This is a genomic window from Pantoea sp. SJZ147, assembly GCF_007828605.1.
Taxonomy (GTDB): Bacteria; Pseudomonadota; Gammaproteobacteria; order Enterobacterales; family Enterobacteriaceae; genus Pantoea; species Pantoea allii.
Genome location: NZ_VIVB01000018.1, coordinates 90,381 through 104,394, shown reverse-complemented (window position 1 = coordinate 104,394; position 14,014 = coordinate 90,381). Strand labels below are relative to the sequence as shown.

The following is a 14,014-nucleotide window of genomic DNA, read 5'->3' as shown; positions in this document are numbered from 1 at the left end:
CCATGAAGTTACGTCATTTTCGCCCCGGGTTTCATGCGTTCTGGCTGTGGCTCAAGCTGCTGTGGAAACGCATTGATAATGACGCCATGACGACGCAGGCCGGTAACCTGGCTTTTGTGTCGTTACTGGCGCTGGTTCCGCTGATTGCCGTGGTCTTTGCGCTGTTTGCGGCGTTTCCTGTGTTCTCTGACATCAGCGTCCAGCTTAAGAATTTCATTTTTACCAACTTCATGCCGGCTGCAGGTAATACGCTACAACGTTATCTTGAGCAGTTTGTGGCCAACGTCCATCGTATGACGGCCGTGGGTGCCGTCGGCCTGATCGTGACGGCACTGTTGCTGATGCATTCCGTTGATTCTGCCCTGAATGCTATCTGGCGCAGCGACAAAAAGCGGCCGCTGGTCTATTCCTTTGCGGTGTACTGGATGATATTAACGCTCGGGCCGTTACTGGCGGGTGCCAGTTTAGCCATCAGCTCTTATCTGCTGTCGTTGAAGTGGATAAATGTGACGGGGGTAACCAGTCTGGTCGATCAGATGCTGCGTTTCTTTCCGTTGCTCTTATCATGGCTATCGTTTTGGCTGCTATACAGTATTGTCCCGACACAGCGAGTGCCCGCGCGCGATGCGCTTACGGGGGCGCTGGTCGCCGGGCTGTTATTTGAACTGGGGAAAAAGGGCTTTGCGCTGTATGTTACGATGTTCCCGTCATACCAACTGATCTATGGTGTGCTGGCGGTGATCCCCATTTTATTCCTGTGGGTTTACTGGACCTGGTGTATCGTACTCCTCGGCGCAGAGATTACCGTCACCTTAGATGACTACCGCCAGTTCAAACGGCAGGAAAGAGAAAAAGAACGAGAGGACGGATGATTGCTTTAATTCAACGCGTACAGCGTGCCAGCGTCAGTATCGATAACGCGGTTGTGGGTGAAATCGGACAGGGGTTGTTGATTCTGTTGGGTGTTGAAAAAGGTGATGATGAAAAGCACGCCGAGCGGCTGGCGGAGCGCGTACTGGGCTATCGCATTTTCAGTGATGAACAGGGCAAGATGAACCTGAACGTCAAACAGGCGGGCGGGAGTGCACTGGTGGTGTCGCAGTTTACGCTGGCTGCCGATACGCAAAAGGGCATGCGCCCCTCATTTTCTGGTGGGGCAGAGCCACAAGAAGCGGAACGCCTCTACGACTATTTCAGCGCGTGTTGCCGTCGCCATGATGTGACGACCGCCAATGGCCGCTTTGCTGCTGATATGCAGGTGGCGTTGGTTAACGACGGGCCGGTAACCTTCTGGTTACAGGTATGACGCCGCATACCGCGCGGCTAAACATCCGCAACCCCGCATCAGAACGAGAGAAACACTTTATGTATCATCTTCGTGTGCCACAAACGGCGGAAGAGCTGGATGTGTATTATCAGTTCCGCTGGGAAATGTTACGAAAGCCGCTGCATCAGCCGCAGGGTTCTGAGCGTGATGCCTGGGATGCGTTAGCGCATCATCAAATGGTGGTGGATGAACAAGGTAAACCCGTTGCGGTAGGGCGACTTTACATCAATGCGGATAATGAGGCGGCTATCCGCTTCCTTGCTGTACATCCTACCGTCCAGGGAAAAGGTCTGGGCACGCTGGTGGCGATGACGCTGGAGTCGGTAGCGCGTCAGGAAGGCGTAAAGCGCGTGACGTGCAGCGCGCGTGAGGACGCGGTGGCGTTCTTCGCCAAGCTCGGATACGTCAATCAGGGCGAGATTACCGCACCGCAAACCACGCCGGTGCGTCACTTCCTGATGATTAAACCGGTTGTCACGCTGGATGATATTTTACACCGCGCTGACTGGTGCGGGCAGTTGCAGCAGGCCTGGTATGAGCACATTCCATTGAGTGAGAAAATGGGCGTGCGCATCCTGCAATACACCGGGCAAAAATTTATTACCACCATGCCGGAAACCGGCAACCAAAATCCGCACCATACCCTGTTTGCCGGAAGTCTGTTTTCGCTGGCAACGCTTACCGGCTGGGGACTGATCTGGCTGTTGCTGCGTGAGCGTCACCTGGGCGGCACCATTATTCTGGCTGATGCGCACATACGCTACAGCCGTCCGATTACGGGCAGGCCGGGTGCCATTGCCGACCTCGGATCATTGAGTGGCGATCTCGATCGCCTGGCGCGAGGCCGTAAAGCCCGGGTTCAGCTTGATGTGCAGTTATTTGGTGATGATGAGTGTGGCGCGGTGTTTGAAGCGGTCTACATCGTGTTGCCCGTTGACCCTGACGGGCCGCTGGAAGAAGGCGGCTCAGGGGCACGCATCAATTAAACAACAGGGCCGCGATTGCGGCCCTGTGTGTTTTTACTTCACCTGTCCTGCCTGCATGGTTTGCTGCAGTTGCTGGCTGTCTGTATTCACCGACAGCGTGGCATTAACTGAGGGGGCTAACGGCTGCCCGTCCTTCAGTGAGGCATTGAGTCGCAACTGAAAATTGCTGTCACCTTCCAGTGGAAGCGCGGGCCAGCCCCAGTTTTGCAAGACATTGACCGGTACGCCGCGCCCCGTGAGATTCAGGCTGAGAGGACGGACGGCTTGCTGTCCTACCGTTGCCGTGCCTTCCAGTAAACCTTTACCACTAAACGCGCTCAGTTCCGTCACCTTGATTTGTTGATCGTCAGCCTCCAGCGCAATGGACGGATGGCGCAGATCGGTGCGGTTAAAGGTCGATTCCGCAGCGTTCAGGCTGAGTTTACCTGACCAGATTCCCCATTGATGCTGACGGGCCAGCTGCAGATTCTCCCCGCTGCCATCCAGTGAGGTGAGCTGGAAAGGAAACGCAGGGTTGATATCGATGATCAAATTACGGTTTGAGGTGAAACGGTTCACGATAAGGCCGCCCAGCCAGTCGGGAAGGGGAGCCTGCCATAACGCCCGCCAGTTCTGCGGCAGCGTATATTCCAGGCCCGCGACGGCAAGATTATTCAGCGTCAATTGCTTGTCGTTACGCGACCAGTTTCCGTCGGCACGGATGACGCCGTTGGCCCAGCGCGAGCTGAACTGGGTCAGGGCAATCCCCTGTGGCGAGAAGTCCATGTTGATGATGGGATCGTTAAGCTCGAATTTGCCGTTGATAAAGTTACCGGCGTTCATCGCCAGTGAACCATCCTGACTCTGCCAGTCCCGGCCTTTCCAACTGAGATTTTTCAGTGTCAGATCGAGATCGGTTACCGCCCAGTCAGGGCCCTGCAGCCGGGCATCGGTAATGTCGACGCGGTTTAGCGTCACCGACGGCACTTCTTCAAAGGGTTTCAGGAAATCAACAAGCGTGCTGGCGGTTTGCAAACGGATATCGTTCAGGCGGAGTTGAGTGATCTTCCAGTTTCCCTGCGCATCACGCTCTCCGTTACCGGTCATGGAACCGCGGGCTAAATCAGCACCGATGTTGCTAAACACCATGCGGCCCTGTGACACATTGCCCTGAATCAGCACATTTTCACCCGCAACGCTGTTTAGCGTCATCTTGCCTGCACTCATCTGGAACTGCGCATCCCGTCCCAGCACATCGCCAGTCAACGGGGCCCACGGCACTATACCGCCATTCACCTGCAGGGCTGAAAGCGGTAACGCCGAAGAGGGGCTGTCGATGCGCATATTGTTCAGTTGCAGGCGGTTAGCCTGCACGGGTAATGCGCTATTCGTTGCCAGGTTAGCAAGATTAACCTCACCGTCACGTAATTCTATGCTGGCAAAGTGAAAAGGATCGCTGAACTGCAACAGGGCAATGCCCAAGTCGACGCGCCTGGCGACCAGCACAGCCGGCTGTCCATCATGACCAAAACTGAAATCATCCAGAATAATGTGCGAAGGTGATGAAAAGTTATGTTCGATTTTACTCAGCGACAGATGCCATTCCGTTTTGTCGCTCACCCAACGGCTAAACCAGCCCGCGCCCCACTGTGTCTGCAGCAGTACATACAGCACCACTAACGCAAACAGTAGCAGTAACAATAAGGTGAGGAAAAACTTTCCTATAAATTTCATCGTATCCTTCCCGGGTTCAGTCCGCTGAAAGGTTGTTATGCCTGAATTAGCGTTATAGCTCAACCGCCTGGATGTAAATCAGCATAAATAGCAGGCAGGTCCTGACCTGCCTTAAAAATCACTTTTCCGGTGGGAAGATCAGATTAAGCACAATCGCCGTAATACCGCCTGCGGCAATACCTGAAGAGAGTAAGGTTTTCAGCCAGTCAGGCGCAAACTGCAGAATCAACGGTTGCTGTGACACGCCAAGTCCTGCGGCCAGCGAGAAGGCGATAATCATGATGGCGCGTCGGTTCAGCGGCTCTCTGGAGACAATACGCACGCCGGATGCTGCGATGGTCCCAAACATCACAATAGTGGCACCGCCCAAAACCGGCTCAGGGATATGCTGTACCAGTCCACTGACCGCCGGGAACAGGCCCAGCAGGATAAGCATCAGCGCCACGACAAAACCAACATAGCGGCTGGCAACACCGGTAAGTTGGATAACGCCGTTATTCTGTCCAAAGCAGGAGTTGGGGAAGGTATTAAACAGGGCAGACACAAACGAGTTAAGGCCATTCGCCAGCACGCCGCCTTTCAGGCGCTTCATATACAAAGGACCGCTCACCGGCTGCTCCGACACGTCAGAGGTGGCGGTGATATCACCAATGGTTTCCAGCGAGGTCACCATAAACACCAGCATCAGCGGGATGAGCAGGTTCCAGTCAAAACCCAGGCCGTAATAGAGCGGAGTCGGTAGCGCAATCAGTGGCTGGTTTGCGGGCGTATTGATGGATGGCAGCATATCCAGCGCCCAGGCGAGCAGGTAGCCAACCGCCATGGCAATCACCAGTGAGGCGACGCGCAGGTAAGGATTTTTCTGACGGTTCAGAAGGATAATGACCAACAAAACGGCACCGGCGAGCAGCAGGTTTTTAGGCGCGCCGAAGCTGTGGTCGTTCATGGCGGCGAAACCACCACCGACGGACGTCAGGCCAACCTGAATAAGGGACAATCCAATGATCATCACGACAATACCAGACACCAGAGGCGTGATGATACGGCGTGCCAGATGCAGCACCCGCGACAGTACCATTTCCGTGCAGGATGCCACCATCAAGGTGCCAAACAGCGCCGCCATCATGGTGGGCACATCTGCGCCGCCATTTTTCAGCGCCATGCCGCCCATAATCAGCGGCGTCACAAAGTTAAAGCTGGTGCCCTGAATGGACAGCAAGCCTGAGCCTACCGGCCCCCAGGTTTTGATTTGCAGAACGGATGCCACGCCAGAGGCGAACAGGGACATGCTGATAATGTGCTGCGTGTCCTGTGCCGGTAAACCCAATGCCTGGCAGATCAACAGCGCGGGCGTAATCACGGCGACAAACATGGCCAGCAGATGCTGACCGGCCGCAAACAGGGTTTGCGTAAGTGGCGGACGATCTTCCAGACGGTAAATCAGTTCACTTTTACTGGCGGTAGTGGGGTTAAGCTGCTGATTGGTTGACATCGTAACGGTTCCCAAAAAAAAGTGTGGCGATTGTAATCGTCCACGGATCAAAAGCAAACGTTTGCCTGGTGGTGCAAAAAAAGGCGTCATGCGTTGCTGTAGCGGCCGGTTTCCGGTAGCCAGCGCTCGATCAGTGCCTGTGCCTGTTCGGGATAGTGCTGGTGGATGTGCCGCGCGACGCGTTGTACTTCAGGAATCATAGCCTGATCGCGCAGGAGATCGGCGACCTTAAACTCCGCGTTACCGGTTTGGCGCGTACCCAGCAGTTCGCCCGGCCCGCGGATCTCCAGATCGTGTTGGGCAATCACAAAGCCGTCGTTGCTGTCGCGTAGCACCTGTAAACGCTTCTGTGCCGTTTTGCTCAGCGGCGCTTTATACAGCAGTACGCAGTGAGACGCGACTGCGCCACGGCCTACGCGCCCGCGCAGCTGGTGAAGCTGGGCAAGACCGAGGCGTTCTGGATTTTCAATGATCATCAGGCTGGCGTTTGGCACATCCACGCCGACCTCAATAACGGTCGTGGCGATCAGCAGCTGTATCTCGTTCGCTTTGAAGGCCTGCATCACCGCCAGTTTCTCCGCTGGCTTCATGCGGCCGTGCACCAGCCCTACCTGCAAGTCCGGCAGCGCGATTTTTAACTCTTCCCATGTCGCTTCTGCGGCCTGGGCTTCGAGCAGATCGGACTCTTCAATCAGCGTACAGACCCAGTAAGCCTGACGACCTTCATGGCAAGCGCTTTGCACCCGGGCAATGATCTCACTGCGACGGCTGTCAGGAATGGCCACAGTCGTCACCGGCGTTCTGCCCGGCGGCAGCTCATCAATGGTTGAGGTATCGAGATCGGCATAAGCGGTCATCGCCAGGGTACGCGGAATCGGTGTGGCGGTCATGATCAACTGGTGAGGATGGAAACCCTGCTCTTCCCCTTTTTCCCACAGCGCCAGCCGCTGGTGAACCCCAAAACGGTGTTGTTCATCAATAATCACCAGCGCCAGACCGTTGAACTTCACCTGCTCCTGAAACAGGGCATGCGTACCGACCACCATGGCTACGTTGCCGCTGGCAATAGCATCTTGCTGTGCCTGCCGCGCTTTCCCTTTTTGTTTGCCCGCCAGCCAGCCGACTTCCAGGCCAAGTGGCGCAAGCCACTGACGGAAATTATTGGCATGCTGCTCAGCCAGCAACTCTGTCGGTGCCATCAGCGCCACCTGTTTGCCGTGGGTGATAACGTTCAGGGCCGCAAGGGCCGCGACCAGCGTTTTACCCGATCCCACGTCACCCTGGACAAGCCGCAACATGGGATAATCGTGCGCTAAGTCTTTTTCAATTTCCGCCACGACGCGTTTTTGGGCGGCAGTGGGGGAAAAAGGCAGGGCGGCCAGTAAGCGGTCACTCAACGTATGACGGGCGGGCATCGGCAACGCGTAATGGCGCTGCGCACCGGCCCGAACCGCCAGCATACTGAGATTATGCGCCAGCAGTTCTTCAAGAATCAGCCTGCGCTGAGCGGGATGCTGCCCACTTTCAAGTTCGCTGAGTTTGACATCGGGTGGGGGACGATGCAGCGTGCGTAAGGCGTCGGGCAGGCTGATCAGTCCGCCGCTTAACGCCTGCGGCAACAGTTCCGTAATAGGGCAGTTTTCCAGCAGAGTTAATGCCTGGTCGGTAAGATTGCGCAGTGTTGCCTGACGAATGCCTTCGGTTGTGGGATAGACCGGCGTCAGGGTTTCTTCCAGCGTCACATGGCTGTGCTCGCCCTGTACGCGGTATTCCGGATGGATAATTTCGGCGCCGCGCTGCCCGCGTTTAATTTCGCCCCAGGCGGTTACCCGGCGGCCGGGTGCGAGGCTGTTTTTCATACCGGCATTGAAGTTGAAGAAGCGCATGGTTAACACGCCGCTGCCATCGCCGATCTGGCACACCATCATACGTCGGCGGCCAAAAGTAATGTCGGTATGCAGCACGTCGCCTTCGACCGTTGCCCAAATTCCCGGTAACAGGTCGTTGATAGCATAAAGCTGGGTGCGATCTTCATAACGCAGAGGAAGGTGTAGCAGTAAATCCTGGATAGTATGCAGGCCAATTTTAGCCAGCTTTGCTGCCTGGCTGGCGCCGACGCCGGTCAGGGTACTGAGCGGTATGGCATCCAGCAGACGGCCTTTCATTTCTTACTTCTGCCTGTTGCTTGCATCGTTGCCCACCAACTGTCATCGGCTTCTATCTCGCCCTGCGCGTTGATATGGGGATAGGGCATCCGTTTATGTTTTGCCACGCGCGCCAGAACAGGATAGCCCCCTTCAAACAGCAGGCGCTGTTGTTCTTCGTAATCCAGAAGGCTGGACTGGCGTTGATACATACCGGCATTTTGCCGCTGGCGCTGGGCTTCATAAAGAATCAGCGCGGACGCAACGGAAACGTTGAGTGACTGAACCATTCCCACCATCGGAATAATGATGTGACGATCGGCCAGGGCCAGGGCTTCATCTGTGATACCGGTTTTTTCCTGACCCATCAAAATGCACGTGGGTTTGGTGTAATCAATCTCACGAAAATCCACAGCGTCAGCAGAGAGGTTTGTCGCCAGTATCTGCATCTTTTGCGTTTTAAGATGGCCAATAGCGTCGGTGATTGAACGGTGCGTCACAACCTTTACCCAGCTATTGCTGCCGGCCGAAGCCGAAGCCTGGGTTCGCATGCGTTGGCTTGGCCACACGGCATGGACCTCATGAATCCCCACCGCATCCGCAGTGCGGATCACCGCGGAAACGTTGTGCGGTTTATGCACCTGCTCCATGCAGACGGTAAGGTCATGCTGACGCAGGGCCAGCATTTCCTGAATACGAGAAAAGCGTTGAGGATTCATGCACTAGTTACGGTTGCGGTGAACTTTAATCACATCCGGCATCACACGAATTTTACGCATGATATTCGCCAGGTGGACGCGATCGCGTGCGGTCAGACGGATAAAGGCACTGTAAACGCGGCCATCGCGTTCTTCAGTATTCAGGCTCTGAATATTGGAGCCCGCCGTGTTGATCGCTGCCGTCAGGTTCGCCAGTGCGCCCTGGTGATTAAACATATCGACCTTGATCTCAGCCACAAACTCTTGCTCCGTGACTTTATCCCACTCCACCGGCATGAATTTTTCTGGCTCTTTTTGATAGCCGCGAATATTTCGACAGGATTCATGGTGAACAACCAGGCCTTTACCTGGACTGACGTGTGCAACAATCGGATCGCCGGGAATAGGACGACAGCATTTCGCAAAGGTAATGAGTACGCCGTCCGCGCCTTTGATGGGCAGCTTGCCCTGTTTTTTGTTGCTATTGAGCGCGTTAGTGTCAGTTTGAAGCAGGTTTTTGGCCACTACCACGCTCATTGCATTCCCCAGGCCGATTTCTGCTAACAGATCGTCCAGCGAGGTCAGCTTCATGCGGTCAAGCTCATGCTTGATGTTTTCAGCCGGCACTTCCGCCAGTTTACGACTGCCGCCCATCGCATGGCTGAGCAGGCGACGTCCCAGATTTACCGAGTCTTCACGCTTGAGGTTTTTCAGAAGCTGACGAATCTTAGCGCGCGCTTTGGAACTGACCACAAAGTTGAGCCAGGCGGCGTTAGGACGTGCGCCGGGCGCAGTAATAATCTCAATGGTCTGGCCGCTGGTGAGCGTCTGGGACAGCGGATAAGGCTGACGGTCAACGCGCGCGCCCACACAGGCATGACCAATATCGGTATGAACTGCATAGGCAAAATCGACCGGCGTGGAGCCGGTCGGCAATTCGACGATGCGGCCTTCTGGCGTAAAGACGTAGATCTCATCCGGAAAGAGATCGGACTTCACGCTTTCAATGAATTCAAATGAGCTACCGGCGCTCTGTTGCAGCTCCAGCAGGCTTTGCAGCCAGCGCTGGGCACGAATTTGCGCCGTGGTGCCGCTTTCGCCAGCTTGTTTATAAGCCCAGTGCGCGGCAACCCCCATTTCGGCCATCTGATCCATATCTTCGGTACGGATTTGCACCTCAACCGGTACGCCATGCGGCCCGATCATAGAGGTATGCAGAGATTGATAGCCGTTAGCTTTGGGAATGGCGATATAGTCTTTCACCCGGCCCGGACGTGGCTTGTATAAGCTGTGCATCTGGCCCAGGACGCGGTAGCAGGTATCCAGATCTTTCACGATAACGCGAAAGGCATAAATATCCATGATCGAGTGAAAACGCTGCTCTTTCAGCGTCATTTTGCGGTAAATCGAGTAAAGGTGCTTTTCGCGTCCACTTACCCGGCAGGGAATACCGGCTTCCTGCAGGCGACCGTCGATCTCAGAGAGGATTTTTTGAATCATCTCTTTACGGTTGCCACGGGCCGCTTTCACGACCTCTTTAATCACCCGAAAACGATTGGGGTAGAGCGCTTCAAAACCCAGCTCTTCCAGTTCCGTTTTTAGGTGATGAATCCCCAGGCGATGTGCCAGAGGACTGTATATTTCCAGCGTTTCCAGCGCGATGCGACGGCGTTTATCGGGACGTAACGACCCGAGCGTACGCATGTTGTGGGTGCGGTCAGCCAGCTTGATGAGAATGACGCGGATATCCTGCACCATCGCCATAATCATCTTGCGGAAGTTCTCTGCCTGCGCCTCTTTCTTATCACGGAATTTCAGCTTATCCAGCTTTGAAACGCCTTCAACCAGCTCGGCAACGCTCTTACCAAACAGCTGTTCCATATCCTGATAGGTGGCAGGCGTGTCTTCAATGACGTCATGCAAAAGCGCGGCCATGAGGGTTTCATGGTCGAGCTTCATTTCTGCCAGAATACAGGCTACCGCGACAGGATGCGTGATGTAAGGCTCGCCGCTGGAGCGTGTCTGTCCCTCGTGGGCATCACGTGATACGAGATAGGCTTGCTTGAGGCGCTTAATCTGGTCCTCAGGCAAGTATTGTTCAATCAGTTGATTGAGACTTTCAAACAGATACAAGGTTGACCTGCAGCTAGCTGTTAACGACGACCTTCAGCGATAGCGGTAACGGCCTGTAACTCCGCGGCTTCCTGCTCTTGCTGCTCCTGACGATCACGCACATCTAAAATCTGATTGGTGACCAAACCTTCTTCGATTTCGCGCAATGCGATAACGGTGTGTTTATCGTTCTCTTCGGGAACCAGCGGATCTTTTCCGCCTACCTGCATCTGACGTGCACGACGTGCAGCGACCAACACCAGGTCAAAACGATTACCCACTTTTTCTACTGCGTCCTGAACGGTTACGCGTGCCATAGGTGTGCTACTCCACAGATGAAGAAATGACTCGGCATCATACTGAAACTGGGTTCAGACTGCCAACAGTTTGCTGATCAAAGCGTCATGGCGCGCTTTCTGACGGGCCATGCGCAGACGTTCTGCGCGAATAATGGTTTTCAGATCGGATAACGCCAAATCAAAATCATCATTCACGATTAAATAGTCGTATTCGGCATAGTGGCTCATTTCTGCCACGGCCTGTGCCATACGACGTGCAATGACCTCTTCGCTGTCCTGACCGCGACCACGCAGGCGACGATCCAGCTCTTCTTTAGAAGGAGGCAATACAAATATACTGCGCGCGTCGGGCATTTTAGCGCGAATTTGCTGCGCACCTTGCCAGTCAATATCAAGAAAAACGTCTACGCCGGTCGCCAGAACTTGTTCAATCGTCTTACGCGCGGTGCCGTAATAGTTGTCGAAAACTTTCGCGTGCTCAAGGAAGGCATCTTCCTCGATCATCTTTTCGAACTCATGCTGTTGAACAAAGAAGTAATGTTCACCATGTGCCTCGCCCGGCCGCATGCCGCGCGTGGTATGTGAAACAGACACTTGCGTATCATACAGCGGCTGCGTTTTTAACAGCGCCTGAATCAGACTGGATTTCCCTGCGCCACTGGGAGCAGAAACAATATAGAGCGTACCTTGGGCCATGATTTTCTTGAATTGATTAAGTGCGGAGTCGATTTCCTGCACAGTATACACAGCTTCCCCGCGCCACGCAGCGTTTGCGCCGCCATCACGGTGAAAAGTTTATGCGACCAGGTACGCAAAGCCGCTTTTCGCATCTGAAAACACACCTCAATGTTCACACAAGCCGTCCCAGAATGCGCGAATGCAGCTGGCTCAGCCTGACGTTCAGCGCTTGAATGATAAAAAATCAGGAGGTGACGGATGAAAGGGATGTTAACTGCCGGGCTGATGCTGTTATTCAGCCCAACTTATTCCTTTGGGGCCTTGTGTCCTGCATGGACGCCTGCACGTGCGGTGAGTGAGATCGGTCACCTGCAACAACAGCTTCGGCACTGGGATAACGCGTATTACCAGCAGGGGCATTCGCTGGTTGCGGATGCAGATTACGATAGTTTGCAGCAGCGGCTTAACCACTGGCAGCGCTGTTTTACGCAGACGGCGGACGACTATGTGCCTGCTTTGCCGGGGGACGGTACCTTGTGGCATCCGGTTGCGCATACGGGCGTAAAAAAAGTACAGGATAAACGTGCACTGGGTTACTGGATGCAGACGCGACAAGACCTTTGGGTCCAACCGAAAATCGATGGTGTTGCCGTCTCGCTAATCTATCGACAGGGAAAACTGGTGTCGTTAATTAGCCGTGGAGATGGTTTACACGGTGAGCAGTGGCTGGCGAAAGCCAGACGGATTCCCGCCATTCCGGCGATGATTGACAGTGATGACGCTACCGTTGTCTTACAGGGCGAGCTTTTTTTGCGGATGACCGGTCATCAACAGGCGACCGATGGCGGAAAGAACGCCAGAGCCCGCGTTGCGGGGGCAATGATGAGTCAGGAAGACTCGCCGCTTCTGGAACAACTGGGTATTTTTATCTGGGGCTGGCCTGACGGGCCAGCCAGTATGCATGAACGCCTGAACCGATTGGCCGCATGGGGATTCGATCTTGCCAGTCACTGGACCCAACCCGTTCAGGATGAAGAGGAGGCTGAAAGCTGGCGTGATCGTTGGTTTCATGCACCCTTGCCTTTTGTCACCGATGGCGTTGTCGTGCATCAGGCAACACGTCCGGCGGGAAAATACTGGCAACCAGGTGAGGGGGAATGGGCTATCGCCTGGAAATACCAGCCACCGGCGGTCAGCAGTGAGGTACGCTCCGTTGATTTTTCGATAGGGCGCACGGGAAAAGTCGCAGTGGTACTGAACCTGCAACCTGTGCAGTTGGATGATAAAACCGTCAGGCGAGTCAGTATAGGGTCGCTAAAACGTTGGCGTGAGCAGGATATTATCGCAGGCGATCAGGTGACGATTAGCCTTGCGGGTCAGGGCATTCCACGGCTTGATCGTGTTATCTGGCGCGTGGCGCAGCGGGATTACCCTGAACCGCCTGAACCTGAGCAATTCACGCGACTAAGTTGTTATACCTTAACGCCGGATTGCCATCGCCAGTTACTGGCGCGTTTGAGTTGGCTGAGCCAAAAGTCAGTGCTCGATATTCCTGGTGTGCAACGCAGTACCTGGCAACGGCTACTGGAAACCGGCTGTATTACGCATCTGTTTTCCTGGCTGGCCATTACGCCAGAACAAATCGCCACCGCAGCGGGTATCTCATCCGAGAGAGCACAACACATCTGGCATCGGTTTGATTTGACCCGGAAACAACCTTTGCGTCGCTGGCTCAATGCGTTGGGCATTGAACTGCCGCAAAAGGCACTGCGCGCATTAGACGATAAAGCGTGGGACGCTGTGCTGACTCGGGATGTAAAAGGCTGGCAATCTCTGCCCGGCGTGGGCGCATTGCGTGCAGAACGTATTACCTCACATCTTAAGGATGCCGGGCTGCGAACGTTGATTACCTTTTTACAGCAGCAGGGTATCCCTTCCTCATCAATGATCGGGATGGGGATAATTGAAGATGGGCAAACCGAGGCGAAATCGCAGGGCCAGCAGGCGGGCAAAAAAGCCAAAGAGTAAGGTGATAATAATCACAACCTCATGTGCCAGAGGGGTTTTCAGCAGCAGGATGTACATCCAGCCTGATGCGAACGCGATACCGGCATATAACTCTTTTTGAAACACCAACGGGATACGATTACAAAACATATCGCGCAAAACGCCGCCAAAGACGCCGGTAATAACCGCACTGATCGCGGCAATAATCATGGCATGGCCCGAATCCAGGGCGACCTGCGCACCGATAATAGAAAACACCACCAGACCAAGCGCATCCAGTACCAGAAACACCTTTCGTAGATGGGTCATTAACGGCGCGACAAACGTGGTCACCACGGCAGCAGCGGCTACGATCATGATGTATTCAGGATGCTTTACCCAACCCAGCGGATAATGACCAAGGAGAATATCGCGCACTGAACCCCCGCCTATCGCGGTCACAGAAGCAATGATGATCACACCAAACAGGTCCATTTTACGACGGCCAGCGGCCAGCGCCCCCGTCATTGCCTCAGCGGTGATACCAAGGATATAGAGAACAGTAAGTAACATAGCAGG

Annotated in this window: 12 protein-coding genes; 4 read left to right on the top strand and 8 right to left on the bottom strand. The window is 54.6% G+C overall.

Annotation, left to right across the window (positions count from 1 at the left end; all coding sequences use genetic code 11):
* Positions 1 to 2: 2 nt before the first annotated feature.
* From FBY13_RS22085 to fabY, 3 genes are read left to right on the top strand one after another with little or no spacing between them, the layout of a single operon-like run.
* Complete coding sequence (locus FBY13_RS22085) at positions 3 to 872, top strand: virulence factor BrkB family protein (RefSeq protein ID WP_096011127.1); 870 nt, start codon at positions 3 to 5, stop codon at positions 870 to 872.
* Positions 869 to 1,306 carry a D-aminoacyl-tRNA deacylase gene (gene dtd, locus FBY13_RS22080; protein WP_063877738.1) on the top strand — a complete coding sequence of 146 codons (438 nt, stop codon included), beginning with the start codon at positions 869 to 871 and terminating at the stop codon, positions 1,304 to 1,306. The genes FBY13_RS22085 and dtd overlap by 4 nt, the downstream gene beginning before the upstream one ends.
* A gap of 59 nt (positions 1,307 to 1,365) precedes the next feature.
* Complete coding sequence (gene fabY, locus FBY13_RS22075) at positions 1,366 to 2,313, top strand: fatty acid biosynthesis protein FabY (protein WP_026020958.1); 948 nt, start codon at positions 1,366 to 1,368, stop codon at positions 2,311 to 2,313.
* 33 nt (positions 2,314 to 2,346) lie between these two features.
* Here fabY and FBY13_RS22070 read toward each other — a convergent pair whose 3' ends face one another.
* The 7 genes from FBY13_RS22070 to gmk all read right to left on the bottom strand — a co-directional run bounded on the left by FBY13_RS22070 (position 2,347) and on the right by gmk (position 11,467).
* Positions 2,347 to 4,026 (bottom strand): AsmA family protein, encoded by a 1,680-nt coding sequence (locus tag FBY13_RS22070; protein WP_145395148.1) that lies wholly within the window; start codon positions 4,024 to 4,026, stop codon positions 2,347 to 2,349.
* A 118-nt stretch (positions 4,027 to 4,144) separates the two neighbouring features.
* Complete coding sequence (locus FBY13_RS22065) at positions 4,145 to 5,518, bottom strand: NCS2 family protein (RefSeq protein WP_145395147.1); 1,374 nt, start codon at positions 5,516 to 5,518, stop codon at positions 4,145 to 4,147.
* 86 nt (positions 5,519 to 5,604) lie between these two features.
* Entirely contained in the window at positions 5,605 to 7,683 is a 2,079-nt protein-coding gene (recG, locus tag FBY13_RS22060; protein ID WP_145395146.1) for an ATP-dependent DNA helicase RecG, read from the bottom strand.
* Complete coding sequence (gene trmH, locus FBY13_RS22055) at positions 7,680 to 8,381, bottom strand: tRNA (guanosine(18)-2'-O)-methyltransferase TrmH (protein ID WP_063877735.1); 702 nt, start codon at positions 8,379 to 8,381, stop codon at positions 7,680 to 7,682. Before trmH ends, recG begins: the two co-directional genes overlap by 4 nt.
* Positions 8,382 to 8,384: 3 nt before the next feature.
* Positions 8,385 to 10,493 carry a bifunctional GTP diphosphokinase/guanosine-3',5'-bis pyrophosphate 3'-pyrophosphohydrolase gene (gene spoT / locus FBY13_RS22050; protein ID WP_145395145.1) on the bottom strand — a complete coding sequence of 703 codons (2,109 nt, stop codon included), beginning with the start codon at positions 10,491 to 10,493 and terminating at the stop codon, positions 8,385 to 8,387.
* A gap of 20 nt (positions 10,494 to 10,513) precedes the next feature.
* Positions 10,514 to 10,789, bottom strand: coding sequence for a DNA-directed RNA polymerase subunit omega (gene rpoZ, locus FBY13_RS22045; protein ID WP_063877733.1), 276 nt, complete (start codon positions 10,787 to 10,789; stop codon positions 10,514 to 10,516).
* 54 nt (positions 10,790 to 10,843) lie between these two features.
* Positions 10,844 to 11,467, bottom strand: coding sequence for a guanylate kinase (gmk, locus tag FBY13_RS22040; RefSeq protein WP_063877732.1), 624 nt, complete (start codon positions 11,465 to 11,467; stop codon positions 10,844 to 10,846).
* 240 nt (positions 11,468 to 11,707) lie between these two features.
* On the opposite strand from gmk, the gene ligB reads away from it, so the two are divergent.
* Positions 11,708 to 13,477 carry an NAD-dependent DNA ligase LigB gene (gene ligB / locus FBY13_RS22035; RefSeq protein WP_145395144.1) on the top strand — a complete coding sequence of 590 codons (1,770 nt, stop codon included), beginning with the start codon at positions 11,708 to 11,710 and terminating at the stop codon, positions 13,475 to 13,477.
* Here ligB and FBY13_RS22030 read toward each other — a convergent pair.
* Positions 13,391 to 14,008, bottom strand: coding sequence for a trimeric intracellular cation channel family protein (locus FBY13_RS22030; protein ID WP_063877730.1), 618 nt, complete (start codon positions 14,006 to 14,008; stop codon positions 13,391 to 13,393). The two genes, ligB and FBY13_RS22030, sit on opposite strands and share 87 nt — an antisense overlap.
* Positions 14,009 to 14,014 lie beyond the last annotated feature (6 nt).

Excerpts from the sequence above, each read along its gene's own strand:
- FBY13_RS22065 (WP_145395147.1), bottom strand. The coding sequence starts at position 5,518 with ATGTCAACCAATCAGCAGCTTAACCCCACTACCGCCAGTAAAAGTGAA.
- trmH (WP_063877735.1), bottom strand. The coding sequence starts at position 8,381 with ATGAATCCTCAACGCTTTTCTCGTATTCAGGAAATGCTGGCCCTGCGT.
- gmk (WP_063877732.1), bottom strand. The coding sequence starts at position 11,467 with ATGGCCCAAGGTACGCTCTATATTGTTTCTGCTCCCAGTGGCGCAGGG.
- FBY13_RS22070 (WP_145395148.1), bottom strand. The coding sequence starts at position 4,026 with ATGAAATTTATAGGAAAGTTTTTCCTCACCTTATTGTTACTGCTACTG.
- FBY13_RS22085 (WP_096011127.1), top strand. The coding sequence starts at position 3 with ATGAAGTTACGTCATTTTCGCCCCGGGTTTCATGCGTTCTGGCTGTGG.
- FBY13_RS22030 (WP_063877730.1), bottom strand. The coding sequence starts at position 14,008 with ATGTTACTTACTGTTCTCTATATCCTTGGTATCACCGCTGAGGCAATG.
- rpoZ (WP_063877733.1), bottom strand. The coding sequence starts at position 10,789 with ATGGCACGCGTAACCGTTCAGGACGCAGTAGAAAAAGTGGGTAATCGT.
- fabY (WP_026020958.1), top strand. The coding sequence starts at position 1,366 with ATGTATCATCTTCGTGTGCCACAAACGGCGGAAGAGCTGGATGTGTAT.
- dtd (WP_063877738.1), top strand. The coding sequence starts at position 869 with ATGATTGCTTTAATTCAACGCGTACAGCGTGCCAGCGTCAGTATCGAT.
- ligB (WP_145395144.1), top strand. The coding sequence starts at position 11,708 with ATGAAAGGGATGTTAACTGCCGGGCTGATGCTGTTATTCAGCCCAACT.
- recG (WP_145395146.1), bottom strand. The coding sequence starts at position 7,683 with ATGAAAGGCCGTCTGCTGGATGCCATACCGCTCAGTACCCTGACCGGC.